We start from the raw sequence: 25,427 nt of genomic DNA, 5'->3' as shown, positions 1-25,427 counted from the left end.
GAGCCACTTCACATTAAGGTCTCTCGTCCTTGTTTTTCCACAGAAAGGCAGTAAACACCCGTCTTATCTTGTATGGATTAGTCGTTAGATGAATCAGCTTGTCATTTTGTGACAAGGAAATGACTTAACTGACTTTGAAATCAGGTCAATCCTATTAAAGCGTTCTCATCTGATGCCGATAAGGAGAATGTTGAGAAAAGCATCAGGAAGGGAAGTTACGGAATATGAGCAAGTTACGTAGCAATTTAAAGATTCGATTATTTGTATGGGTTCTCGTTATTTCAATCATTACCGGCGGAATTTCTGCCCAGCTGACATTATTCCTATCGCGCGGAGTAAACGTCGCGGATAATCAGGCGATTTTATTCGGCGCTGGAATTGGATTAATACTTTCGATTCTCGGCTCGTTATTGATTCAATTGATTCTCCGTCAACCGATTAAAGCAATCGAAAAAGCGACGGAAACAGCGCGTGAAGTCGCAAACGGCAACTTCAACGTCGATTTCGAAGAAGCGAAACGCGGCGACGAAGTCGATCAATTGATGCATGAACTTGAAGTCATGGTCTTACATATTCGCAAGCAAGCAACACAGATGGGCAATTCCAGTGATAAGTTAACGGCGTCAGCGCAAGAAATCGCCGCCGCTGTGCAAGAGGGTAACGCTTCCGGTGAAAGCATTCAATCGGCGATGGCAGAGCTCTCGACGAAGATGAATGAAAACGTCGATCAAGCTTATCTGTCGATGGACGCACTCGGTGCCGTCAAACGGACGATGGACGAAGTGGCAAAAGAGATGAACGAAGCCTTGAAATCAGCGACGGTCATGCAGACAGAAGCGGAAAACGGAAAGACGCTAGCAACGGATTCGGTCGAAGCAATGCATATGATTTCAAGCAAGATGGAACAATCCGCAACACTAAACGGTCGTTTGACGGATATGACCGGTGAAATTTCACGGATTACCGATGTCATCAGTGATATCTCGGCGCAGACGAACTTACTTAGCCTCAATGCGTCGATTGAAGCGGCTCGTGCCGGCGACGCCGGACGTGGCTTTGCCGTTGTTGCAGCAGAAGTCAAAAAACTGGCGGAACAGACAGCAACGTCAGCGAAAGAAATCACCGATTTGATTTCCGGTGTTAAACGTCTGGTCAACGACACGGCAAATGCGATGACCGACGTGCAAAAAGAAGTCGCGACCGGTGTTGGACTCGTCGAACAAGCCGGTTCGTCGTTTGAAGAGATTCATCAGTCAACGGAAAGTGTCTATTCACGCGTCCAGTCAGTCGATCAACTCGTCATCAAGTCGGACAAGGAAATCGATCAAGTTGGTTTAACGACAGCAAATATCCTCGCAATGGTTGAAGAAGCATCAAAACATGCTGAGCAGGTGTTACAGGCGTCAAGCCATCAAGCCGCTTCACTAGGTGAAGTCAATGGCGCGATGGAAGAGTTGGTGGCGGTCGCCGAACAACTACAGGAAGAAACAGGCGCAACGCGTTTGTAAAGTAGAAATCGCAGACGGATATCTTCGTCTGCGATTTTTCTTTGAAGTTTTTTATTTTTTTTGAGAGAAACTGTTAAACATTTTGGTACGGCGACGATATATAGAGTGGAAGCAGTCATCGACTACAACCACCGCGCTACTCTTGGGCCGGCCAGGGGGCGCATCTCGGAGAAGAAGGATCTTCAAAGAGACAAAAAATTTATTCCTATGGAGGGAAATTACAATGATTATTAATCACAACATTACAGCTCTTAACACACACAACAAACTTTCGGCAGCTTCTTCAGCTCAAGGGAAATCAATGGAGAAACTCGCTTCAGGTCTTCGCATCAACAAAGCGGGCGACGATGCAGCTGGTCTTGCAATCTCTGAAAAAATGCGTGGACAAGTTCGTGGACTTGATCAAGCTTCACGTAACGCACAAGACGGAATCTCGTTGATTCAAACTGCTGAAGGTGCATTGAACGAAACGCATGACATTCTCCAACGGATGCGTGAACTAGCTACTCAATCATCCAATGATACTAACACTCTTACTGATCGTGAAGAATTACAAAAAGAATTTACTCAGTTAGCAAAAGAAACTACACGTATTGCTAAAACTACTGAGTTTAACACTCAAAAATTGCTGGATGGTTCAGATGCTGATGGTAAAGTCTTCCAAATTGGGGCTAACGAATCACAAAATCTTACATTGGTAATCGGTAACATGGATGCAACTGCACTTGCAGTAGGTACTGGAACAGACGAAGCTACAACAGTTGGTATTGACATTACTACTCAAACTGGTGCTAATACAGCCATCACTACAGTAAACGATGCGATTGAAACAGTTTCAGCAGAGCGTTCTAAGCTTGGTGCGACTCAAAACCGTCTCGAGCACACAATCAACAACCTCAAAACATCTTCTGAAAACCTAACAGCGGCTGAATCACGCGTTCGTGACGTTGATATGGCGAAAGAAATGATGAACCAAACAAAGAACTCAATTCTTGCGCAAGCTGCACAAGCAATGTTGGCTCAATCGAATCAAACACCCCAAGGCGTGCTTCAACTCCTTCGGTAATTTGATTCCACCGGGCGTCTGATTGGGTAACTAATCAGAGCATGACTGGGTGAATTGCTGGAACTCCTGAGAGCCTTGATGTACGACAACGTGGCTGGAAACGGCGAGCGTGACCGTTCTGAAAAACGTCAAGGATTGGACAATCAGCAGCCAAGCACCTGTAGGGAAACCTTGGTGAAGGTTCAACGACTAGGATAGACGACCTAATGGAGACTTCCGATGGTTATGAAATCCGTACTCCGTAAACGGCGGGGGAAGCGCCCAGCTCCTAGTAAATCTAGGATGAAGATATAGTCTTATCATTAGCGAAAGCTAATGCGCGTAGCAAGCGAACCAACAGCCGCAAGGCGTTCTCCAATTACTCCGTTAATCGTAATTGGTTATACAGCTTACGTAAAGGTCATGGACTTGTTCCATGGCCTTTTATCTATTGATTTTTAAATCAGGTATTACAACTTACTCGAATATGCCGATATACTACATAGAGAAGAAAAAGGAGTGTTTGTCCATGAATTCCATCAACACGGAAATTCGGCTTCACCTGCCTGAAAATGTTTTACCTTACGAAGCGACACGGAATGTCTTCATCGAAGCGAATCAAGAAGATTTGGCACAGGATGGCATCGTCATCTTGCCAACACCACAGCATATCTCAAAGCTTGAAACAGCCATTGAAAAGGCAAATGTCCAGCTCGAAGCACAACGAACAGGCTTAAAGTTCATCAAACATGAAAAACTCAATGAATTTTATATTCAAGTCGTCGATACAAATAACCATGTCGTTCAAGAAATTCCGAGTAAAAAGGAACTCGATTTTTTTGCCGCTTTTATGGAATTTAATCAACTGATTGATAAACGGATTTAAGGGAAAGGACTGATTGGATGGCAGGGATACGTCTTAGTGGTCTCGCAAGTGGGATTGATACAGAAACGATGATTAAACAATTGATGCAGGCGGAACGGGCACCAGTGGATCGTCTTTCACAAAAGAAACAAACCTTAACGTGGCAACGTGATGCCTATCGCGAAATGAACCGAGGTTTACTCGATTTACGAACAGCTGCGAGTGATATGTTGTTATCGAAAAATTATACAGCGAAGACCGCGACCAGTTCGGATGCATCAAAAGTCTTGGTGACTGCTAGTCCAGCATCAATAGCTGGGAGTGTGACGATTGATAAGATTGACCAGTTAGCATCATCAGCATCTGTAACAATGATGACAACGGCAGGAAAGTCATCCGATTCAACGCTTGCTGACAGTGGGATGTTTACTGTGACAGGTGGAAAAATCAATGTTCAAATCAACAGCTTTTCTGCTGACGGAAAAGCAATTAGTGAAACACTTTCACTAGATTCAACGCAAAAACTGTCCGATTTAACATCAGCTATCAATGGTAAATCTAGTCTCGGCATGAGTGCTGTCTATAATGATATTACAGGTAAACTAGTTTTAACGAAAACAAGTACCGGGAAACTTAATCCAAGCGGGGCAGATATAACGATTCTCGATGCGAATGCCAATTCCGAGATTGCGAACTCCCAGTCATTGACGATGGGACAAGACGGTAAAAATGCAAAGTACACAATCGGAGGTCAGGAACTCGAACAACGGACCAACACCTTCACGCAAAACGGTCTGACAATTACGTTAAACGGGACGTCAACGACATCTACTACTCTCAACACGAAACTCGATACGCAGGCAAACTTTGATTCAATCAAGAAGTTTGTCGATAAATATAACGATTTAATTGATAAAATGAATAAAAAAGTCCGAGAAGAAAAGTACCGTGACTTCCAACCGTTAACGAATGCTCAGCGGAAAGAACTGAGTGAAGATGAGGTTAAGAAATGGGAAGAAAAAGCGGTGAGCGGTGTTCTGAAAAATGACAGTTTTTTGCGTGACGGGATGAACTCATTCCGGAGTGCAATTTCTGCAAAAATTGATACCGGCTATTCGTATACGTCAGGGACTGATACGATCCAATTAAACTATATGTCGCAAATTGGAATCACTTCAACAAGTGATTTCCGCGATGGAGGAAAGTTAAAACTAGATGAAACAAAACTTAAAAAGATGCTTGAGGAACAACCGGAAGGTGTTTATAAACTGTTTACAGCGGATGCTCCAGAACCAGTGAAAGACGCTCAAGGAAATACCATTCCGAGCATAAATGGACTTGACGGGTTTGTCCGTCAAATCCAAGGATTTGCGACGACAATGCGTGATAAAATCTCGAAGGTCGCAGGACTCGATGGTGCTGTCTCGACGACGTATCGTCTCGGAAAATCACTGGCTGATCTCGATAAGAGTATGCTGACATGGGAAGACAAATTGAAAACAAAAGAAGATGGATATTACCGTCGTTTTGCAGCGATGGAACAGGCGATGAACCAAGCGAACAGTCAGTCGGCGACACTCGCTTCATACTTAGGACAATAAGGAGGACTTCAGATGGCGAACCCCTATGCAACGTACCAAACGAACTCGGTTACAACTGCTTTACCACAAGACCTAACGTTGATGCTGTATGAAGGACTGATCAAGTTTGCGATGCTTTCGAAACGGTCGATTGAACAAGGCTTGATTGAACAAAAAAATACGAATATCCAAAAAGCGCAGGCAATTATTCTTGAACTCCAACTGACGCTCAACCAGTCGATTGCCTTATCAAAAGATTTAAATAATTTGTATGACTATATGCAAGATCGCTTAATTGACGCCAATGTCAAAAATGATGTTGTGGCGATCGATGAAGTGATTGGTTTTGCTGAAGAGTTTCGTGAGACATGGAAAGAAGCGATGAAGCTCGCACGTCAACGATGAGTCCGCTCGATCCGCTCCGTCTGAAGACGAAACACTTGATGGAGTTGCTTGAGCAGACGCCGGAAGAAGACGTCTATGACGAGTGGTTGCTGAAAATCCAGAACTTGTTGAACGAACGGGAAGCGTTCATCGCCGCTCATTCGAACTTACTTGCCGGTGCCAATCAAGCCGTCATTCAAGAGCTTGTCGCCGACAGTCAAAAAATCGACTTGAAATTATCGTCAGAAACCGCTAAATTAGGGGTACAAATCAGTCAACTCCGTCAGACGAAAACAAGTCGGAAATCGTATATCGATCCGTACGAAGAAGTCGAAGGTAGTTTTTCACCGTATTTTGATTCTCGTCAGTAACTTTCTAGACCTAGGGAGGGATCTCGCGTGACAAAACGTGAAGACAAAAAACGAAAAGTCGTCAAACCATTTTATCGATCTGACGGCTCGTACGATCAGTTCATCGAACCGGATGTCGAGTCGGAATCCTGGGAAGAAGCCGAACGCCCGATTTCCGATTTACCGGATGCGTATGAAGAAGAAAAATATCGACGCGAGTCATTGTAATGAAAGAGGACCTTCCACCGCGGAAGGTCCTTTTCATTTAAACCGATAGGCATTTTTTTCATGTTGTTTGACGCTGTACATTGCTTCGTCCGCCCGAATCAGGAGCAGACTGGTCGTTGCGCCGTCGTCCGGATAGCGGGCAATCCCGATTGACGGTGTGACCGACATCGCGCTGTCATTGAACCAAAACGGTTGATTCAGCTGAGTAATCAGTTCTTCGGTGTAAAGAATCGTATCCGCCTTCGAGCGCGGCAGGAAGACGATGAACTCGTCACCGCCAAGCCGGGCCGCGACCTCGTCGTGCCGGAGATGGAGCCGGAGGCGATTCGCCGTCTCCTGCAGGACATAATCACCCGCGTCATGCCCATACGAATCGTTGATATGTTTGAAACCGTCGAGATCAATGAACAGTAACGAACCGGAGGTAATCTGCGTCAATCGTTCTTGCAGGAAATCTTCGAAATAACGACGATTCGGCAACCGGGTCAATACATCATGATAACCCAGCCCTTCGAGCCATTGTTGCTGTTCGAGTGTCTCTGTGATATCGGCTAACAGAACGTAGACGTAATCCTGATCTGGTACCGGAATCAACGTCGTGTCATACGTGACGGTATCCTCTTGTAACAGCAACTTACGACTCGTCTCTAAACGCACGACTTCTTGTCGGAGTTGGTGTGCCAGCCGTTCCGGTAAGTGTCGACCGAATCGCTCAATCGCTGCCGGATTCATCGTCTGGAGGGTGCCCATTCGATTGACCTGCAGAATCGGTTCCGGATGATCGAGAAACAGGCGTCGGTATTCCTCTTTTCGGAGCTCCAGGAGTGCGGTCTTTTCCTTGACACGTTTGGCGAGATCTAACTGGACGACTTCATGTTCCTCGAGCAACTGCTGATTGAGGCGTTCTGAAAAATATTGTCGGATCAAAAATAACGAAAAGAGCAGTGTGATCGCCAAGACATAGACGATGTTCGGCACTCGGAAAAATGAGATCCAGACGAGTAACAGCACTAGACTGACGTACGGTAAATACGGTCGTGACAGGGTGTACGTATGTGTAATCGATGGGGGGACTTGTCGGAAATAGCGAATCAGCCCAAACAAGCTGAGCGGATAAAGCGGTAAAAAAAACGCCGCGATGTCGAGTTGATCACGAATCAGAAACGTATAGTAGCCGAAATTCGTGAAACAAAATAAGGAGACGGCCTGAATCAGAATCCGGTGTTGCGGTGCACCGCGTAAGCCGGTCGTATAGAGAATCAGGAAAAATAAGATCAGTGCCATGAAACAAAGTGCGTAGATTGTCATCGCAATCAGTTCGACGGTAGTCCGGGCAAAGTCAGGGACGTACTGTAAAATCATCATATAACCGAAGACGAACGACATGCCGAATAAAATAAAGCCATCGAGATAAAGCAAGCGGTTTTGGCGGAATGACGACCAATCGATCAATCGGACCAGTGTCAGAGCGGTCAAGAGTAAGAACAGCGTCAGCGTCACGTTTGCCAGTGCATCCGACCAGACAGGATGGAAGCGGCTTGGTAACAGTGCCAAGATAACGTTGAGAATGATGCCGAGCCAAAACAAAACAATCGCCTGACCGATTCTTCGGTACGGGTGATTCGGTCGTCTTAAAAAGTGAACAAACGCTGACCAGGCACAGACACTTAAGCCGATCAAGGTGATGCTGCCGGCGATGGCAGAGGTCCATGTCTGGTCAAACGTCAATGCTAGAATCAGATAGGTCAGAAGTAAATAAAGACTGATTGCGTATGGATTCGTCATGTGTTCGCCTCCTTTCTCGAAGTCTGTATAGGTATGAATTTCGTCAACAAGAGAGAAAAACCCTGTTTCGTCTAACATATCGCAGACGAACAGGGTTAAAGATCGTGTTGTTCCCGGTACAGTTCCCAGTGCTCACGGGCCTCTTTTTTAATCCGTTCCGAGACATCTGTACTTTGGAAGATAACACTGTACCATTTGCGGGCATCAGCTGTTCGATCGAGCACGGCATACAAATCAGCAAGACGGAGTAAAAGCGTTTCTTCTGGAATACCGGCTTGAATCGGATCCAAATAAGCTGCGTATAACGCTTCATATTTCAAGACCGTCCGTTCCGTCCAAAGCAACTCTTGTTCCCGGTTCTCGAGCAAACGATAGAGCCAGGCGATCCGCACGCCGAGCATCGCCTGAATGGCATCCTTTTGTCGGGTGATTTGCGCCGTATAGAGGCACAGTTTATAGAGTTGGAGTGCTTGATCCGCTGTCCGTTCCGTCGAGGCAAACGGTAGGACGGGTAACGATGGTAAGATGGTCGTCGCGATTGTCTCGCGGACGTCCGTCGTCAGTTTGCCGAACGTATCGTGAAACAAGAACCGGCAGTGGGTACACTGAACCGGCTCATAGTAATAGACGTTTGATCCTTTATAATGGATCATCCCGTCACGATCCGTTTTATCAACGCGGATATGCCGGCTCAAGACACGTTTCGTCGCCGTTTCTTTGAGACAGTAGGGGCAACGGCATTTTTTCATATACAGGTCAGGCATCGGACTGGCTCCTCAAGATGAATTTAGACAAAAACGTTGACGAGCATTCCTTTGATTTCGCCGATTTGGTCGAGAATCTCCAGTCGGCGTGATTCGCCGGAAATGACGTTGTCGGTCAACTGCAGTAACTTCGCATCGACTTGTTCGACGACCTTGTAGATCTTCGTTCGGCCACGGCGGTTGAAGCCACGTTTTTCTTCAAGTTGTTGCGACTGATCGAGGGCATCTTTTAGGAAGTCCTTGATTTTTTCTTTATAGGCTTCGAGATGTTCAATCGTCTGGCTTTCTGCAAGCAACTGACCATGCTCTTCGACGAGCATCAATTTCTGTTGGAGGCGTTCGTAGCCTTTATGTTCACGCTTATCTTGCATCAAGGCCGAAAACGTCGTCGACGCTTCGACTTCACGCGGTCCGGTCTTCGGTGTCTGCAGGCGGCTTGTTTCTTGGATGCGCCGGATGTCCATCGGTGATTCCTCCTTTGATTAGTTGAGTAGTTGTAAGACGCCTTGCGGTAAGGCGTTTGCTTGGGCGATCATCGCCATGCCCGATTGATTGAGGATGTTGTACTTCGCATACTCCATCATCTCACGCGCCATATCGGTATCACGAATACGTGACTCGGATGCCGTCAGGTTTTCTTTACTGACACTGAGGACGGACGATGTTGCTTCGAACCGGTTTTGGATCGCTCCGAGTTTTGCCCGTTGTTGGGAAATCGTATCGATGGCTTTTGTATAACGGCTGATAGCTTCATCGGCGTTGCTGCTCGTCATGACGCTGAGTGCGTACTCTGGTTTTGTTTTGATTGTTGGGAAATCAAGTGACTGAGCAGTAGCGTTTGGTTTAGTGTTAGTGCTGATTCCGATATTTCTAGCACGCATATCACCGATTTTTACTGAGATTCCTTCGTTGGCACCGGCATTTGTTTGAATGAAGAGGGCATTGCTTTCTTTACTAAAGCCACCCGTCAGTAATTTTTTTCCGTTAAACTGCGTCGTTTCGGCAATCCGCGAGACTTCATTCGTCAGCTGATTGATTTCTTCCTGGATTGCGGTCCGGTCTTCGGTCGCAAGCGTTCCGTTACCAGCCTGGACGGCGAGTTCGCGCATCCGTTGTAACAGGTTATGCGTCTCACTGAGTCCACCTTCGACCGTCTGGACCATCGAGATGCCGTCGAGAACGTTTTGTTCCGCTTTATCGAGTGCTTTGAGACGGTTCCGCATCTTTTCGGAAATCGCGAGACCCGCCGCGTCATCGGCGCCGCGGTTGATTTTTTGACCGCTCGACAGTTTATCCATCGTCGTCTTGACGTTCATCTGATTGGCACTTAAGTTTCGATAGGCTTTTAAGGCCTGTACATTATTTGAAATCCGCATTTAATAGTCCATCCCTTCGTAACGCTCGTGGTGTGCCGCCCGGACAAGGGGACGGTCTTTCTTTAGACTGGCGGCTTGCCAGGTGATCAACAATTCTTCCGTCAATTGTAACAGTTCTTCCAAGCACGTCGGCTCGATGTATGCCTGTAACGTCTGTTCGGCTAAGTAATAATAGAGTTGATCGAGTTGTGCCGTGATGATGCCGCCGTCGTCGTGTAAGCCCGCTTGTAGTTTTTCAAGCAGTTGGTAGGCTTTTTGCAGACGGGTGTTAACGGCGTCAAACCGTCGTTCGTCACGGGCGAATATCGTTTGTTCGTATTGGAAGACAAGACCTTTTAACATCGTCTCCGTCAATTGCTGGGGTGTCATCTGATACAATTCTTGTTCTGTCATACGTCCCGTCCTTTCGCGTGATCCAGTTCTTCAATCAACAGTAACAGTTCCGCCATCACGTCATAGAATTGCGGTGGAATCGCCGTGCCGAGATCGAGGTCGAGCAGGTGCCCGAGCAGCGAGGTATCCTGTTCGATCGCGACGCCGCTTGCGCGGGCTTCCTGTAGGATCCGATCCGCTGCGGCACCGGTTGCCCGGGCGACGACGATCGGTGCATTGCCGGACGCCTCATCGTACCGGAGGACGGCCGCTGATTTTCGGTGTTTTAAATCAATTTTCTGATACATGGCTCCTCCTTAAATCCGGTAATCGTAGCCGGTCGGTTTTTCATCCGGTTTGACGGTTTCTGGTGTCGTCTGGTCTTTCGTAAAGGAATCGAAGCGGATTCGGACGTCCTGATAACCGGTCGATTGTAAGGCATCGGTCGTCCGTTCGAGAAACGGCGTCGCTAATCGTTCCAGTAACGGGAAATCATTTTCAATCGTAATCTGCATCTTCCGGTTGACCGTCTCGACGCGGACGCCGATATCACCGAGACGTGGGGTCTCGAGCTGAACATACAACGTATTGTTTTCCCAGTCGATCACTTCGTCCGGTCGTTTGTTTTGTAAGTGGACGTGCAGTCCAGCCGTTCCTTCGACGAGTTGGACAGGCAGGGCAAGCAAGATTTGTTGGAGTTGCTGGTTGTTGTCCGGTTTATTGACCTGTTGCTGCGTCGTCAGGAACGTCTGCAGTTTCGCCGCTTCCGGATTTGCTGCAGGCGTTGCCAGTTTTAATTCAGCCGTCTGCAGTTGAAGCGTTTTTTGGACCGTCTCCTGTAAGACACGGGGACTGTTTTGTCCCGGCTCGTACGGGATCGGGCGTTGTGGTGTTGGTGCTTGAGTTGGCGCCGGAGTCGTATTCGTGACGACAGGACGCGGCATCGTGTTCAATTCTGGCAAATAGGCTGTCCGGACATTGGTCGGAGCGAAGCGGAAGGCTTCGAGTGCTTGACGGACGTCCTGGACGACGGCCTTTGCTTCTGCGCCACGTCCGAGAAACGCCAGTTCGGTTCCCCGTTCGAGTTTCGATAACAGTTGTATCAATTGTTTTTCATCACGCATGCTCGTATGTAACATCGCGTCCGTCTGCTGGAACGTCTGACGCAGGCGGTTCGCTGTACTTTCGATGACTTGTGCCATCTGCAACGGTCGTTCCTCGACAAGTGGTTCGATTTGCCGGAGTTGCGAGACAATCGTCCGCTGCTGGCTCCGGAAGTCATTCGTCACTTCGGCGAGGCGTGGTGTCACTTCGGCGATGACGGTCAAGTTCGACCGTACGGGTGTGGCGAGCGGAGCGACTTTCTCGGTGCTCGGTTGTTGCGCTTGTGCGATGACAGCGGTCAACTGATCGAGTTTGCTTGGTGCCGGTCGTTCCGCGAGTACCGGTCGTTCACTCGGGAAATACGGGCGCAATTGCTCCCGGACCTGCGTCAGTTCGCCCCGATCGATCCGGGCGATGATGTCCGGTTGCAGATCTGCCGGTACGTGATTTGCGATTTGTCTTAAGGCAACAGGTGTTGCCTGGTCAATCTGGGTACGTGTCGGCAACGTCACACGGGCGACGTCAAGGGCGATGACATTACTGAGCGTCGGTTTGTCGAGGACTGCCTGCCGCTCCGGCAAGACGTCGACTAAGGAATCGGTTGTCGCGAGTAGTTGCGCAATCAAGACGTCTGCCTCTGCCGGTAAGGCACTGTCAGACGGTCGCGTCACGAGCTGGAGGACCAAGTCCTTATACGTCCCCTGCAGGGCAGCAACGAGCTTAGCAACCGTTTCCGGCGTCTGCGGTAGTTGACCTGTCGCAAGTAGCCGGGCGACGGCTTGTTTCAGTTCTGGTGGGAGTTCGTCGAGTAAGGTCGCATCGACACCAGACGAATCGGGTTTAGGCGGTCCGCTTGCCGGGACTTCCGGTTGATCCGTGATTTGTTCAATCAGATACCCTTCCGTCGTCTGTCCTTTGACCTTGAATTGAAAGGTGCCCTCCGGGACGTCGCCGGTGAAGGTCATCTCGACCTTCTCGCGACCGACTTGGACGAGGGCCGTATTCGGACCCGTCTTTTCAAGGACGGTCCCGCTGTATGTTTTTGTCTCCGATAAGGTGGTCGTGGGGGCGGAACGGGTCGGACTCGTTGGATTCATCTGGATATTCATCGATGAACCTCCTTTCTTAAAAAATTCTTCATCTTATTATATATCGGCACAAACAAAAAAGGATTGAGCGAAATCATCGCCCAACCCATTTTTTTTACGATTTAATTGCATTAAAGCGGTCCTCGAATGTCATCGCGTTCAATTGTTGGTAACGAGCCATCAGCTCGCCGGTTGCTTTCATTTGGTTGCGGACGATGTAAGGAGAGGCGTTTACGGGAAGGATCATGCCATTACGAGTTTTGAGTTTGGTCTGTCCGTCTTCCTCGATGACTTCGGACATGTGACTCCAGGCATACCACTCGCAATCATCACGTTTTGGTGATTTGGTAGGGAAAAAGACGAGACCAAGTGTCGGTTCGATGACGACAGGGACTTTTCCTTTCACGGAAGCGACACGTTTAGCGGTGACGATCCGTTCCTCGATGGAACTGTTATACTGCCTGCAGGATAACTGCAGAAGTTGATACGGACGAAGCGGTGTCATGATCGTTGACCCGTCTTCTAAGACGATGATGGATTGTTTCATCATGTCATAGCACGGTAAAATCGCAACGGTCCGTTTCGTGATTCGATACTTTTCGTCATTATGGAATGGTCGCATTCGACTGCATCCTCCTTAGATAGGACAATGGATAAAATAGGTAATTACTAACGATATAATACAATACTACACCTGTAATGACAATGTAATTTTTTAAAAAATAGAGCAATAGATGGCGGTATGGCGTTTTAATTAACATTGAATTCGAATTAATCAGAATTTTTAATTGTCAATATTTGTTTCTTTTGTTAGTATAGACGGTAGAGAGCTTGCTCTCGCAATCCTAGTTTGCGAAGGGAACGTGAATTCGAATGGAACAAGGTAAAGTCAAATGGTTTAATGCTGAAAAGGGTTACGGTTTCATTGAGACATCAGACGCAAAAGACGTCTTCGTCCACTTCTCAGCGATTCAAGCAGAAGGTTACAAATCATTAGAAGAAGGCGAAGAAGTTGAGTTCGAAATCGTCGAAGGCGATCGTGGTCCTCAAGCGTCGAACGTTTCGAAACTGTAATTCCGCTAGCAGCCACCACCGTTTTTAGGAATCCCCTAAAAGCGGTTTTTTTGTTTCATCTCAATTTGTTAAGGGTATATACGCTAATATCAACATGCAACAACTGTTATAGTACGCTAAGTTTCATGGGAGATATTCGATAGAATGTTATCGTTTTCATTTCCTTGTCTAGCTTATCGTGGTATAATAATCACGAACCAAAAGAATTTGGAATCTTCAGAAGGAAACGACTGAAGGGATGACGAATTCATAGGTTCAACCGGTTACTTAAGGAGGAGTTTACATGATCTACAACATTCGCGGTGAAAACTTGGACGTCACAGATGCTCTCAAGGATTACGTCGAGAAAAAGCTTGAAAAGTTAACTCGTTATTTTACAACTCCTACGGAAGCGCAGACGGCTTATGTCAATCTCAAGGTCAACAATGAGAAACAAAAAGTCGAAGTGACGATTCCAATGCCAAATCTTTTGCTTCGTGCAGAGGATGTCAATGGCGACATGTACGCAGCGATCGACCTCGTCGTCGATAAGCTCGAACGCCAAATCCGGAAACACAAAACGAAGATCAACCGGAGAGGCCGCGCCAAAGAAGGCGGTATTGGGGAGTACTTCAAAACGCTCGAGGGACCGGAGGCAGATGCACCTGTCTACGAAGAGGATGAAGCGGAACTCGAACTTGTTCGAACAAAACGTTTCACACTCAAACCGATGGATACAGAAGAAGCGATTCTTCAGATGGACATGCTCGGTCACACGTTCTTCGTCTTCTCAGACGCAGAAACGGGTAATACGAACGTCGTCTACCGTCGAAAAGATGGCCGTTATGGCCTGATTGAACCAGAATAATGAATCTACAGGGGACTTACTCTACGGAGTGAGTCCCCTTTTGGTATGCTGAAAAATCGTTTGTTCGCAGAACGTGTCTCAGACTAAAGTTGGATTTCAAGTGAGGCAGTCGGTCCGCTTGTTGAAATTTGACGGCGTATTCGGTACACTTGATAAAGGAAAAATCTCGGAATTCTGTTCGTTTAAAGAATCGTTCGAAGTAAGGGGACTGTAAGGCATGGCTAATTTTCTAAAAGAGTTATTCGCACCGACGAAACGTGTGCTGAAAAAAGCAGAAAAAGCGGCAGATGCCGTTGAATCATTTGAGGCACAAGTCGCTGCCTTATCGGATCAGGAGTTAGAAGGGAAAGCGGTCGAATTCCGGACGCGTCTTGAGAATGGAGAAGAGCTCGACGACATCTTACCGGAAGCGTTTGCTGTCTGTCGTGAAGTGTCGACACGTGTCCTGGGCATGCGTCATTACCGTGTGCAGTTAATCGGTGGATACGTCTTGCATAACGGTGATATCGCTGAAATGAAGACCGGGGAAGGGAAAACGCTTGTTGCGACACTTCCCGTCTATTTGAATGCCCTCGCAGGCAACGGTGTTCACGTCATCACGGTCAACGAATACTTGGCGAAACGTGACCGTGACATCATGGAGCCGCTCTATGCGGCACTCGGACTGTCGGTCGGCTTGAACCTGTCGAGCATGTCACGTCAGGAAAAACAAGCGGCGTACAGCTGCGACATCACGTACGGAACGAACAATGAGTTTGGTTTCGATTACTTGCGTGACAACATGGTCCTGTATAAAGAAGACCGTGTGCAACGTCCGCTTTATTTTGCCGTCGTCGATGAAGTCGACTCGATCCTCGTCGATGAAGCGCGGACACCACTGATCATTTCGGGATCCGCTGAAAAATCAACGGCACTCTATTCGCAGGCGGATATGTTCGCGAAGATGATGAAGGCAGATGAAGACTATACGGTCGACATCAAGACGAAAAGTGTTTTGTTAACGGAACAAGGGATCGACCGGGCAGAAAAATACTTCGGCATCGATAACTTGTTTGCGCTTGAACATATCGCTCTGAACCACCACTTGAGCCTTGCGCTTCGGGCGAACTCGGTCATGCACCGTGACGTCGATTATATGATTCGTGAAGACGAAGTCATGATCATCGACCAATTCACCGGTCGTGTCATGGAAGGACGCCGCTACTCAGAAGGTCTTCACCAAGCCATCGAAGCGAAAGAAGGCGTCGAGATCCAGCGGGAGTCGATGACCCTTGCGACGATCACGTACCAAAACTTCTTCCGGATGTACACGAAGCTTGCCGGTATGACCGGGACAGCGAAAACCGAGGAAGAAGAGTTCCGCAATATCTACAACATGCACGTCGTACCGGTACCGACCAACAAACCGATCGTCCGGGACGATCAGCCGGACTTGATCTTCAAGACGATGAACGGGAAGTTTGCTGCGGTCGCGGATGAAATCGAACGCGCCCACCGCGAAGGTCAGCCGGTTCTCGTCGGGACCGTTGCCGTCGAGACGTCGGAGTTGCTCAGCAGCATCCTCAAGAAACGTGGCATCCGTCACGAAGTTCTGAACGCGAAGAACCACGCGCGGGAAGCAGAAATCGTTGAGAATGCAGGACAGCCGAATGCGGTGACGATTGCAACGAACATGGCCGGCCGTGGTACCGACATCAAGCTCGGCACAGGCGTCATCGAAAAAGGGGGTCTCTACATCCTTGGAACAGAACGTCACGAATCACGCCGGATCGATAATCAGTTGCGTGGTCGGGCCGGACGTCAAGGCGATCCGGGTGCGTCACAATTCTATCTGTCACTCGAAGATGAATTGATGCGTCGTTTCGGATCCGACTCCTTGCAATCGATGATGGATCGTCTCGGGATGGATGATTCGCAACCGATTGAAAGCCGGATGGTCTCACGTGCCGTCGAATCCGCTCAAAAACGCGTCGAAGGAAATAACTTCGACGCCCGGAAACAAGTCCTCGGATATGATAATGTCATGGCCGATCAACGGAAAGTCATGTACGCCGACCGGGCAGCGATTTTAGATGCGCAGTCCGTCTCTGACATCGTCCGTCCGATGATTGAACAGACAATCGAATCAGGTGTCCATCAGTACACGCCAATCGAATTCGTTCCGGAAGAATGGAGCATCGGGGCGCTTGCAGATTGGGCCAACCAGACGCTTGCGATTGAAGAAAAAGTGTCCGAGCAGGATCTGTTCGGAAAAGAACGCGAAGAAATCATCGAACTCTTACAAGGACGTGCCTTCGCCCATTACGAGCACAAACGCTCGGAAGTACCGGCTGAAGCGTTTGACGAGTTCGAAAAAGTCATCGTCCTTCGTGCCGTCGATCAACACTGGATGAACCATATCGATCAGATGGACCAGTTGCGTGAAGGGATTCACTTACGCGCTTACGGTCAGAACGATCCACTCCGTGAATATCAATCGGAAGGTTCGATGATGTTTGATACGATGAACGCAGCAATCGCGGAAGAAGTGACACAGTTTGTCCTGCGGGCGGATCTTGATCCGAACTTGAAACGTGAAAAAGTCGTCAAAGACGAAGTCGCGGTTTCCGGGAAAGAGGACAAGGTCGTCAAAAAAGCACCAGTCCGCAAAAACCCAAATGAACAAATCGGACGTAACGACCCATGTTGGTGCGGATCCGGCAAAAAATATAAGAACTGTCACGGCCGTCAGGCATAAGTGGCGAAACGGCTGAAAGAGGCGGGAGATTCCTGCCTCTTTTGACGGAAAGAGAAGGTGGAACACAATGGAATTAGCAGAAATACGCAATACCGCCGAGTGGATGGAAAAGAAACTCGATGAATACAAGGCATCACTTGATCTTGAGAACAAAATCTCGCGGATCGAAGAACTCGAAAACGAGATGACGTACCCGGACTTCTGGAACAATCAAGAGTCGGCACAAAAAGTCATCGACGAATCAAACGGACTGAAAGCGATGGTCGATAAATACCAACACCTCGCCGACGGACATGAGAACATCGTCTTGACGTATGAATTGATCAAAGAAGAGCCGGATGTCGAGCTGCAAGAAGACCTTGAATCCGAACTCGGTGACATCAAACGGAAGTTTGACGAGTTTGAGTTACAAATCTTGTTGAACGGCGAATATGATGCAAACAACGCAATTCTTGAATTACACCCGGGAGCAGGCGGAACCGAGTCGCAAGACTGGGCGTCGATGTTACTCCGGATGTACCAACGTTTTTGCGACAAACAAGGTTGGAAAGTCGAAACGATGGACTATCAGCCGGGTGACGAGGCCGGTGTCAAATCGGTCACACTCCGTATCCAAGGGCACAATGCCTATGGGTACTTAAAAGCGGAAAAAGGGATCCATCGTCTCGTTCGGATTTCGCCGTTTGACTCGTCAGGCCGCCGCCATACGTCATTCGTGTCGTGTGACGTCATGCCGGAATTCAACGATGACATCGATATCGATATCCGGACGGAAGACTTACGCGTCGATACGTACCGGGCATCTGGTGCGGGTGGACAGCACATCAATACGACGGACTCTGCCGTTCGGATTACCCATATCCCGACAAATGTCGTCGTATCGTGTCAACAGGAACGGTCACAGATCAAGAACCGTGAAGCGGCAATGAAGATGTTGAAAGCGAAACTCTACCAACGTGAAATCGAAGAGAAACAAAAGAAACTCGACGAAATCCGCGGCGAGAAATCAGACATCGCCTGGGGAAGCCAGATTCGTTCGTACGTCTTCCACCCGTACAGCATGGTCAAAGATCACCGGACGAACTATGAAGTCGGGAACACGCAAGGGGCGATGGATGGAGACATCATGGGCTTCATCGATGCCTACCTGCGCTTAATGAATATGTAAGGCAACAGACCGTCGACCTTCGTGTCGGCGGTTTTTTTCTACCAATCGATTCAGGAGGCGAGACAGATGCAGATTCGTACAGAAATATTCAAGGATGCTGCCGGAATCCGGCTTGTTCATCAAGCCGCGTTTGGCCAACGGACGGAAGCCGATCTCGTCGAAGCATTGCGGGAAGACGAGGCTTCACTCCCGCATTACAGCCGCGTCGCCGTAACGGACAAAGGGGAAATCGCTGGGCATGTCTTACTCAGCCGGATTTACATCGAGGACATTCCATCGCTCGCGTTAGCCCCGGTCGGTGTTAAACCGCACTGGCAACGGAAAGGCATCGGGTCCGAACTGATCCGCCAAGTGATTGAAGAGGCACGGGAAGCCGGGGAGTCGCACATCGTCGTCCTCGGTCACGACAGCTATTATCCGCAATTTGGCTTTGAGCGCGCTGTTGATTACGGCATCGAAGCCCCATTCCCGGTGCCGGTCGATTTTTTCCTGATCATGCCGCTTGAGCGACAAGCCTTAAAAGGAATTCGAGGCATCGTTCGTTATTCCAAACCCTTTAGCACGGTATAAGAGGACCACTGCGAGTTGGTCAGCCCTTCTAGTCGTTACCCGTCTTTTCCGCTAAAATGAAACACGGGTTGTAGAATTTAGGTAAGGGGAAATGTAACGTTATGACATCAACACGTCAGGAAGTCGTTCGCGACTATATCTATTTATTACTCGGTTCGTTGTTCGTCGCCAGTGCCTTCAGTTTATTTTTAGCGCCGAATCAGTTGGCGTCCGGAGGCGTCAGTGGTCTCTCGATCGTCCTGAACGATTTGTTTGGGATTTCACCCGGCTTGTTTCAATTGATCGCCAACATCGTCCTCCTTGCGATCGGCTGGATGATTCTCGGGATGGGCTTTGGCGTCAAATCGCTTGTCGGTTCCATCTTTTTACCGGTCGTCATCCTGGTCTATGAACGGTTTGATGTTCCGGCCGCGACGATGAACCCGATGCTCGCTGCGATTTTTGGTGGGGCCGGGGTCGGGATCGGACTCGGTCTGATCTTTAAAGCACGGGCGTCGACCGGGGGAATGGATCTGATTGCCCAGATTCTTCACCGTTTTACGAAATTACCGCTCCATCTCTGTATCGCCCTGCTCGACGGAACGATCGTCATCAGTGCCGCGATCATCTTTTCACTTGAAATCGGCTTGTATGCGCTCGTCGCCCTGTTCATCACGATCAAGATGATCGATATCGTCCAGCTCGGGATCACGAACGACAAACTGGCTTATATCATTTCGGACCAACGTGAAGCGCTCGTTAAGGAGATTTTCCAGACGCTTGATCGGGGAGCGACGGAGATCGAAGCAGCCGGTGCCTTCACTAGGACGCGGAAACCGATGCTGATGGTCGTCGTCCGCCAAGGTGAGATCACGACACTCAAAGAGATCGTCAAACACATCGATCCGCACGCCTTCCTTGTCGTCAGTGAAGCCCATGAAGTACTGGGGCTTGGGTTTTCCGACGATAAACGGTACCGGAATGTGCCGTAATTGTTCGAAAAGAGTGAAATTTTTGTGAAATCATGCTTAATAAGTGCCGAGAACGGTTATACTCTATATAGAATAGATTAATCACGATTGGTATTTTTTTAAGGGGGACAGACGGATGAAACTTAAAAATCTTTTACTCGCAGCCGGACTCGGTGCGACGCTTGTACTTGGTGCGTGTGGCAGTGATGACTCCAGTTCATCAGATACATCGAAGGATGAATCGACGATGAGTGATGATTCGTCGAAGACAGAAACAGCGGTCGACGCGGAAAAAATCTTCGCGAACAACTGTGCTTCTTGTCACGGGAATAACTTAGAAGGAAATGTCGGACCGAACTTAACGAAAGTCGGAGCCAAATTATCATCGGAAGAGATTCAAAAAATCATCAAGAACGGTAAAGGACAAATGCCGGCGGGTATCCTGAAAGACGATAAAGAAATCGTTGCCGTCGCTGATTGGTTAGCTGAAAAAAAATAATTATGTGATACTATGGGGCTAGAGATGACGAACATGACATGTGTTCATCGGATCTAGTCCCTTTTTTCCTATAAAGAGGTCGGAAATGACATTTGATTGTAATGTGCTTAAAAATTGTTGCCTGTTATAATGGGAATCGGTAGGTTTTAAGACCTATCTGATTACCATCATTGACACGCCCACGATTGAAACCGTGAGATTCTAAAGTGCTTGTGCGAGCGCAGTCCATTTCTGTTTTACTCAAGCCTTCAGATGAGGGTGTGCCATCACCCCTCCTGAGACAGACTTCAGGCTGGTCGGCTTTTACGATCGACCACAGGCCGTTGCTGAGTAGTCCATTACATGTTTTTTCGTCTTTTGCATGACGACAAACATCGTTTTACCGGTCACATGGTTTCGTGACCGAACCGTATACGATTATCAAAGGGCAATGGACATAGGCGTTTTAGAGACTTGTACTTGTCTATGATATAAATATACCCGCAGTGTCGGATGTTAAGACATCCGAACTCACGTTCATCCCATGTCTAAAGACGGGCTACGCCCAACATGGGCTTTCTCGTTCGTAAATTCTCTAAGGATGTGAAGCAAGTGATCAAGATGCAACAAGTCAGTAAAATTTATCCGAACGGTGTCACGGCACTTCGTGAAGTCAATCTGACGATCAACCAAGGTGAATTCGTCTATATCGTCGGGCCGTCCGGTGCCGGGAAATCGACATTCATGAAAATGATGTACCGCGAAGAACGACCAACAAGCGGTTCATTTTTATTTAAAGGAATTGAAGTCGGTAAGCTCAAAAACCGCCAAATCCCCGAACTCCGTCGCCAAATCGGCGTCATCTTCCAAGACTTTAAACTACTCCCGTCACTGACGGTTTATGAAAATGTTGCGTTTGCCCTGGAAGTCGTCGGGGAAGATCAATCGCAAATCCGTAAGAAAGTGCTTGAGGTCCTCGATCTCGTGAAGCTAAAGCATAAGGAACGGAACTATCCTGACGAACTATCCGGTGGAGAACAACAGCGGATCTCGATCGCGAGAGCCATCGTCAACCGTCCGTCACTCGTCATCGCCGACGAGCCGACCGGAAATCTTGATCCGGATACCGCATGGGAGATCATGGAAGTATTCGAAGAGATTTATCGCCGTGGGACAACGGTCGTAATGGCGACCCACAACCGAGATATCGTCAATAAGATGCGTCATCGTGTGTTAGCGATCGACGGTGGAAAAATCGTCCGAGACGAAGAGAAAGGAATGTACGGCTATGAAGTTTAATGGATTCCGTCATTTACGGGAAGGGGCAAAAGGTCTCGTCCGAAACGGCTGGATGACATTTGCTTCCGTCAGTGCTGTTACCGTGACCTTATTACTAGTAGGAATTTTTGCGATGGTCATGTTTAACGTCAACAAGATTTCCGATAACGTCGAAAAAGACGTCGAAATCCAAGTGTTCGTCGAACGTGAATCCGATCAAGCAAAAATCGATGCAGTCGGAAAGAACTTAGAGCAGATGCCGGGCGTCAAGTCTGTCCGTTATAGCTCAAAAGAAGATGAACTGGACCGCTTCAAGGAACAGCTTGGCGAAGGGTCACAGGCGTATCAGTCAGTTGAAAAGGATAATCCGCTCCACGACCGGTATATCGTCAAAGCGACTTCACCAAATGAGACAGAAACTATTGCAACTACCGTCAAAAAAATGGAAAATATAGATAGTGTCGAATATGGGGAAGATTATGTTGAAAAGATGTTCAACTTCCTTGAAGGGGTTCGGATTGGTGGAATCATCCTGATTGTCGGTTTGACATTCATGGCGATGTTCCTGATTTCGAATACGATCAAGGTGACGATTTTCTCACGTCGTCGCGAAATTGAGATCATGCGACTTGTTGGTGCGAAAAACGGCTTCATCCGTGCACCGTTCTTCATTGAAGGATTATTGATGGGTATTCTCGGGGCATTGATTCCGATTGCCGTCGTCTACTTCGGGTACGAAGTGACGTATAACGCCCTGCAACCACAACTCGTTTCGCTAAACGCGTCCATCTTCACACTGATTCCGCCAGGTGAGCTGTCTGTCCAAGTCTCCGTCATCTTGCTGGCGTTAGGCGCCTTCATCGGTGTTTGGGGATCAACGACGTCACTCGGTCGATTCTTGAAGATTTAAGTACGCACAATCAAATAAAAGATAGAGGAGAGATGCTTCTCATGAAGGTCCGATTCTGTTCTGCCGTCCTAAGCTTGGCATTAATTGGTTCAAGTGTATCCGTTCACGCAACGTCCAAGGAAGATTTGTTGAAGGAACAACAGGAGGTCGAGTCCCGTCTACAAGAGACGGAACGATCGCAGAATCAGACATCTGAGAAGTTAGTCTTGACGAAGCAGGAGCGCAAGGAAGCACAAGCGCGCCTCGATGAAGTCAACAGCCGTCTGGATGATTTAGCGAGTAAGATTGCGGATCAACAGGCGGCTGTTTCTGTTGCGAAAGCGGAACTGGCGATTGTGAGCCGTGCCGTCAGTCAGACCGAATCCAAACTCCGGACTCAAGAAAAATTGATTGGTGACCGCCTGCGGTCCGTCCAACGGGACGGTGATGTCAAGTACATCGAAGTGTTGCTCGATGCAAAGGATTTCGGGGATTTGATCTCACGCTTCAGTACCGTCAGTGAAATCATCAAACAGGATGACGGCATCTTGCAGACGTACCAAACGAACGTCAAACAATTGACGGAACAACGGTCGGAGCAAGAACTCGTGCTCGGTCAATTAAAAAAAGAACAACGGAAATTATTGATCTTACAGGCACGTATCATCACGGAGTCGGACATCAAACGGACGTTAGTCGTCCAACTGAATAGTCAGGTCAAACAGTTGCAACAGGAGCAGTTCTCAAAAGAAGAAGAAGCAGCGATTTTAGCGGATCAACAACGGCTGATCAGTCAAGAGTTAGAGGCATTACGTGCCGCTGAATTACGGGCACAGCAAGAAGCGAAGGAACGTGCCGAAGCGGCTCGACAAGCAGCGGAAGAAGCAGCCCGTGCAGCTGCGGAAGAGCAACGCCGAGCGGAGCAGGAGGCGGCGCAGAAAAAACGACAACCGACGGATTCGCGTCCGGCACCAGCGGCGGAAGCTGAGACCAAGCAGCCGACAACGGACCAGGTACCAACCGATACGGCGGAAACGGTCGCAAAACCCTTTTTATTGCCTGTGACCGGGTATGTCTCGTCCCCGTTTGGTCCACGAAACAATCCGTTGACCGGGAAGTCAGAACGGCATACCGGCATCGATCTCGTCAATGCGAAAGGGACGCCGATCAAAGCAGCGGCGGGGGGGATTGTCCTCCGGGCCGGCAGTGCGACCGGATACGGCAATGTCGTCATGATTACGCACCTGATTGAGGGGAAAGTCTGGACGACCGTCTACGGTCATCTGGACGCGGTCTCCGTGAAGGCGGGTCAAACGGTCATGCCGGGAGAAATCGTCGGAAAACTCGGTTCGACCGGTTGGTCCACGGGTCCCCACCTCCATTTTGAAATCCATCGTGGGGAATGGGCAGTCGGACAACCGAATGCCGTCGATCCGGCACCGTATATCTTGTAACTTTAAAGAGAGCGACCAACGAAAAGATAGGGGAACCTATCTTTTTTTGCTATACTGAAAAAAATAGCAGGTTTACACCAGAAACGAGGAATCATGCGTGAAAAAATCGACAACGGCCGTCATAGCGGTCAGTACGTTTGGCTTGGGGCTTGGCGCAGGTGCTGTCGGGATGTTAGCGACAGGTGGAACGGATACAGTGGCGACAAGTTCTTCATCACAATCTACAGGCGATTGGAAAAAGATTGATCAAGTCCGGCAGATGATTTCACAAAATTATCTGGAGGACGTGACGGATCAGGAATTGCTGGAAGGTGCACTGACAGGAATGACGGAAGTGCTCGAGGATCCGTACTCGGTGTACATGGATGAGTCGGAAACGGCGTCGTTTAATACGAATCTGTCGTCTTCGTTCGAAGGAATCGGGGCGACACTTGAACAAAAAGGAGAAGCAATCGTCATCGTCTCACCGATCAAGGGCTCACCGGCTGAAAAGGCGGGCATCAAACCGGGGGACATCATCTTAGAAATCGACGGGAAAACGACCAAAGGACAAAAAACGGATCAAGCGGTCAAGAAGATCCGGGGCGAAAAAGGAACAAAAGTCGTCTTGACGATTCAACGGGGTGGACAAGATCCGATGAAGATCACGATCGTCCGCGATACGATTCCGATCGAGACGGTGTATTCCGAGACGGAACAAGTCGACGGGAAGACGATTGGTGTCCTGCAAGTCACCCAGTTCTCGGATCCGACAGCAGATGAATTCGAGAAACAACTGGCAGCACTCGAGGAAAAAAACATCGATGGTCTTGTGATTGATGTCCGGGGTAATCCGGGTGGCTTGCTGACGGCAGTCTCGCAAATGATTGCGCCGTTCATTCCAAAAGAGACACCGATCTTCCAAGTGGAAGACAACAAAGGGGAACGGACGCAGGAATTCGGGAAAGCGGAAGAGAAGAAACCGTATAAGATCGTTGTCCTCGAAGATAGTGGCTCGGCCTCTGCGTCTGAAATTCTCGCAGCCGGTCTGAAAGAGGGCGCGGGTGCAGAAGTCGTCGGGACGAAGTCGTTCGGAAAAGGGATCGTCCAGAGTGCCTATGACTTAAAAGACGGCAGCGACCTGAAATTGACGACCAACAAATGGCTGACGCCGGATGGGAACTGGATTCATAAAAAAGGTGTCAAACCGACTGTCGAAGTCAAACAACCGGATTACTTCAACGTGACGAAGATTTTGACGGATGACAAGACGTTAGCGAGCGGTGATTATGGAAAGTCCGTCGAAAATGCCCATCTGGTCCTCGAAGCAATCGGCTTTGATCCAAAAGGACAGAAAGGATATTTCGGCGATACGATGAAACAGGCAGTCGAGCGCTTGCAGAAGGATGCGAAGCTGGACGCGACAGGAAACATCGATCCAGTGACGGCAGCTGAGATGGAAACACGTCTGCTGAAGAAACTCGAAGATCAAAAAAATGATGTACAACGGATCAAGGCGCTTGAAGTCGCTGCGCAATAACTCACAGAAAGAGG

Annotated in this window: 26 protein-coding genes; 18 read left to right on the top strand and 8 right to left on the bottom strand. The window is 48.6% G+C overall.

Annotated elements, in window-relative coordinates:
• The first annotated feature begins 224 nt into the window (after nt 1-224).
• From P404_RS0104935 to P404_RS0104905, 7 genes are all read left to right on the top strand, one after another.
• On the top strand, nt 225-1,508 hold the full coding sequence (locus tag P404_RS0104935) for a methyl-accepting chemotaxis protein (protein ID WP_014971210.1): 1,284 nt from the start codon (nt 225-227) through the stop codon (nt 1,506-1,508).
• Nucleotides 1,509-1,731: 223 nt separating this feature from the next.
• On the top strand, nt 1,732-2,574 hold the full coding sequence (locus P404_RS0104930) for a flagellin N-terminal helical domain-containing protein (RefSeq protein WP_026830134.1): 843 nt from the start codon (nt 1,732-1,734) through the stop codon (nt 2,572-2,574).
• Between the two features lie 508 nt (nt 2,575-3,082).
• Complete coding sequence (locus P404_RS0104925) at nt 3,083-3,439, top strand: flagellar protein FlaG (RefSeq protein ID WP_026830133.1); 357 nt, start codon at nt 3,083-3,085, stop codon at nt 3,437-3,439.
• Nucleotides 3,440-3,456: 17 nt separating this feature from the next.
• Nucleotides 3,457-5,019: a flagellar filament capping protein FliD gene (fliD, locus tag P404_RS0104920; RefSeq protein WP_026830132.1), complete on the top strand. Its 1,563-nt coding sequence runs from the start codon at nt 3,457-3,459 to the stop codon at nt 5,017-5,019.
• A 12-nt stretch (nt 5,020-5,031) separates the two neighbouring features.
• Nucleotides 5,032-5,403: a flagellar export chaperone FliS gene (fliS, locus tag P404_RS0104915; RefSeq protein WP_026830131.1), complete on the top strand. Its 372-nt coding sequence runs from the start codon at nt 5,032-5,034 to the stop codon at nt 5,401-5,403.
• Nucleotides 5,400-5,753 (top strand): hypothetical protein, encoded by a 354-nt coding sequence (locus tag P404_RS0104910; protein WP_014971204.1) that lies wholly within the window; start codon nt 5,400-5,402, stop codon nt 5,751-5,753. Before fliS ends, P404_RS0104910 begins: the two co-directional genes overlap by 4 nt.
• A 27-nt stretch (nt 5,754-5,780) precedes the next feature.
• Complete coding sequence (locus tag P404_RS0104905; protein ID WP_012371303.1) at nt 5,781-5,960, top strand: hypothetical protein; 180 nt, start codon at nt 5,781-5,783, stop codon at nt 5,958-5,960.
• Nucleotides 5,961-5,993: 33 nt separating this feature from the next.
• Here P404_RS0104905 and P404_RS0104900 read toward each other — a convergent pair whose 3' ends face one another.
• From P404_RS0104900 to P404_RS0104865, 8 genes are all read right to left on the bottom strand, one after another.
• A complete protein-coding gene (locus tag P404_RS0104900) occupies nt 5,994-7,745 on the bottom strand; it encodes a GGDEF domain-containing protein (RefSeq protein WP_026830130.1) in 1,752 nt (583 codons plus the stop codon).
• Between the two features lie 95 nt (nt 7,746-7,840).
• The gene (locus tag P404_RS0104895) at nt 7,841-8,509 is read right to left on the bottom strand and encodes a DUF2225 domain-containing protein (RefSeq protein ID WP_026830129.1); all 669 of its coding nucleotides are present in this window, start codon (nt 8,507-8,509) and stop codon (nt 7,841-7,843) included.
• Between the two features lie 23 nt (nt 8,510-8,532).
• On the bottom strand, nt 8,533-8,973 hold the full coding sequence (locus P404_RS0104890; protein ID WP_014971201.1) for a YaaR family protein: 441 nt from the start codon (nt 8,971-8,973) through the stop codon (nt 8,533-8,535).
• An 18-nt stretch (nt 8,974-8,991) separates the two neighbouring features.
• On the bottom strand, nt 8,992-9,885 hold the full coding sequence (locus P404_RS0104885; protein ID WP_026830128.1) for a flagellin N-terminal helical domain-containing protein: 894 nt from the start codon (nt 9,883-9,885) through the stop codon (nt 8,992-8,994).
• Nucleotides 9,886-10,278, bottom strand: a complete 393-nt coding sequence (locus P404_RS0104880; RefSeq protein ID WP_014971199.1) for a flagellar protein FliS — start codon at nt 10,276-10,278, stop codon at nt 9,886-9,888.
• Entirely contained in the window at nt 10,275-10,565 is a 291-nt protein-coding gene (locus P404_RS0104875) for an EscU/YscU/HrcU family type III secretion system export apparatus switch protein (protein WP_026830127.1), read from the bottom strand. Before P404_RS0104875 ends, P404_RS0104880 begins: the two co-directional genes overlap by 4 nt.
• Nucleotides 10,566-10,574: 9 nt before the next feature.
• The gene (locus P404_RS0104870; protein WP_026830126.1) at nt 10,575-12,470 is read right to left on the bottom strand and encodes a hypothetical protein; all 1,896 of its coding nucleotides are present in this window, start codon (nt 12,468-12,470) and stop codon (nt 10,575-10,577) included.
• 94 nt (nt 12,471-12,564) lie between these two features.
• Nucleotides 12,565-13,071, bottom strand: coding sequence for a competence protein ComK (locus P404_RS0104865; protein WP_026830125.1), 507 nt, complete (start codon nt 13,069-13,071; stop codon nt 12,565-12,567).
• Nucleotides 13,072-13,322: 251 nt separating this feature from the next.
• Here P404_RS0104865 and P404_RS0104860 point away from each other — a divergent pair, with 251 nt between their 5' ends.
• The 11 genes from P404_RS0104860 to P404_RS0104810 all read left to right on the top strand — a co-directional run bounded on the left by P404_RS0104860 (nt 13,323) and on the right by P404_RS0104810 (nt 25,413).
• Entirely contained in the window at nt 13,323-13,523 is a 201-nt protein-coding gene (locus tag P404_RS0104860) for a cold-shock protein (RefSeq protein ID WP_014971195.1), read from the top strand.
• 283 nt (nt 13,524-13,806) lie between these two features.
• A complete protein-coding gene (hpf, locus tag P404_RS0104855; RefSeq protein ID WP_014971194.1) occupies nt 13,807-14,370 on the top strand; it encodes a ribosome hibernation-promoting factor, HPF/YfiA family in 564 nt (187 codons plus the stop codon).
• A 217-nt stretch (nt 14,371-14,587) separates the two neighbouring features.
• Nucleotides 14,588-17,107 carry a preprotein translocase subunit SecA gene (secA, locus tag P404_RS0104850; protein ID WP_014971192.1) on the top strand — a complete coding sequence of 840 codons (2,520 nt, stop codon included), beginning with the start codon at nt 14,588-14,590 and terminating at the stop codon, nt 17,105-17,107.
• A 67-nt stretch (nt 17,108-17,174) separates the two neighbouring features.
• A complete protein-coding gene (prfB, locus tag P404_RS0104845) occupies nt 17,175-18,275 on the top strand; it encodes a peptide chain release factor 2 (RefSeq protein WP_014971191.1) in 1,101 nt (366 codons plus the stop codon).
• 66 nt (nt 18,276-18,341) lie between these two features.
• Nucleotides 18,342-18,845 (top strand): GNAT family N-acetyltransferase, encoded by a 504-nt coding sequence (locus tag P404_RS0104840; RefSeq protein ID WP_014971190.1) that lies wholly within the window; start codon nt 18,342-18,344, stop codon nt 18,843-18,845.
• A 101-nt stretch (nt 18,846-18,946) separates the two neighbouring features.
• On the top strand, nt 18,947-19,816 hold the full coding sequence (locus tag P404_RS0104835; protein WP_026830124.1) for a YitT family protein: 870 nt from the start codon (nt 18,947-18,949) through the stop codon (nt 19,814-19,816).
• Between the two features lie 115 nt (nt 19,817-19,931).
• Nucleotides 19,932-20,294, top strand: coding sequence for a cytochrome c551 (gene cccB, locus P404_RS0104830; RefSeq protein ID WP_014971188.1), 363 nt, complete (start codon nt 19,932-19,934; stop codon nt 20,292-20,294).
• Between the two features lie 591 nt (nt 20,295-20,885).
• The gene (gene ftsE / locus P404_RS0104825) at nt 20,886-21,572 is read left to right on the top strand and encodes a cell division ATP-binding protein FtsE (RefSeq protein ID WP_026830123.1); all 687 of its coding nucleotides are present in this window, start codon (nt 20,886-20,888) and stop codon (nt 21,570-21,572) included.
• Nucleotides 21,562-22,461, top strand: a complete 900-nt coding sequence (gene ftsX, locus P404_RS0104820; protein ID WP_014971186.1) for a permease-like cell division protein FtsX — start codon at nt 21,562-21,564, stop codon at nt 22,459-22,461. The genes ftsE and ftsX overlap by 11 nt, the downstream gene beginning before the upstream one ends.
• 74 nt (nt 22,462-22,535) lie before the next feature.
• Nucleotides 22,536-23,894, top strand: coding sequence for a M23 family metallopeptidase (locus tag P404_RS0104815; protein WP_236624323.1), 1,359 nt, complete (start codon nt 22,536-22,538; stop codon nt 23,892-23,894).
• Between the two features lie 97 nt (nt 23,895-23,991).
• A complete protein-coding gene (locus P404_RS0104810) occupies nt 23,992-25,413 on the top strand; it encodes a S41 family peptidase (RefSeq protein WP_026830121.1) in 1,422 nt (473 codons plus the stop codon).
• Nucleotides 25,414-25,427: the final 14 nt, after the last annotated feature.

Source organism: Exiguobacterium antarcticum DSM 14480 (genome assembly GCF_000685865.1).
In the GTDB taxonomy this organism is placed as follows: domain Bacteria; phylum Bacillota; class Bacilli; order Exiguobacteriales; family Exiguobacteriaceae; genus Exiguobacterium_A; species Exiguobacterium_A antarcticum.
The sequence above is the reverse complement of the archived record's forward strand: the minus strand, read 5'-3'. Positions and strand labels throughout refer to the sequence as shown.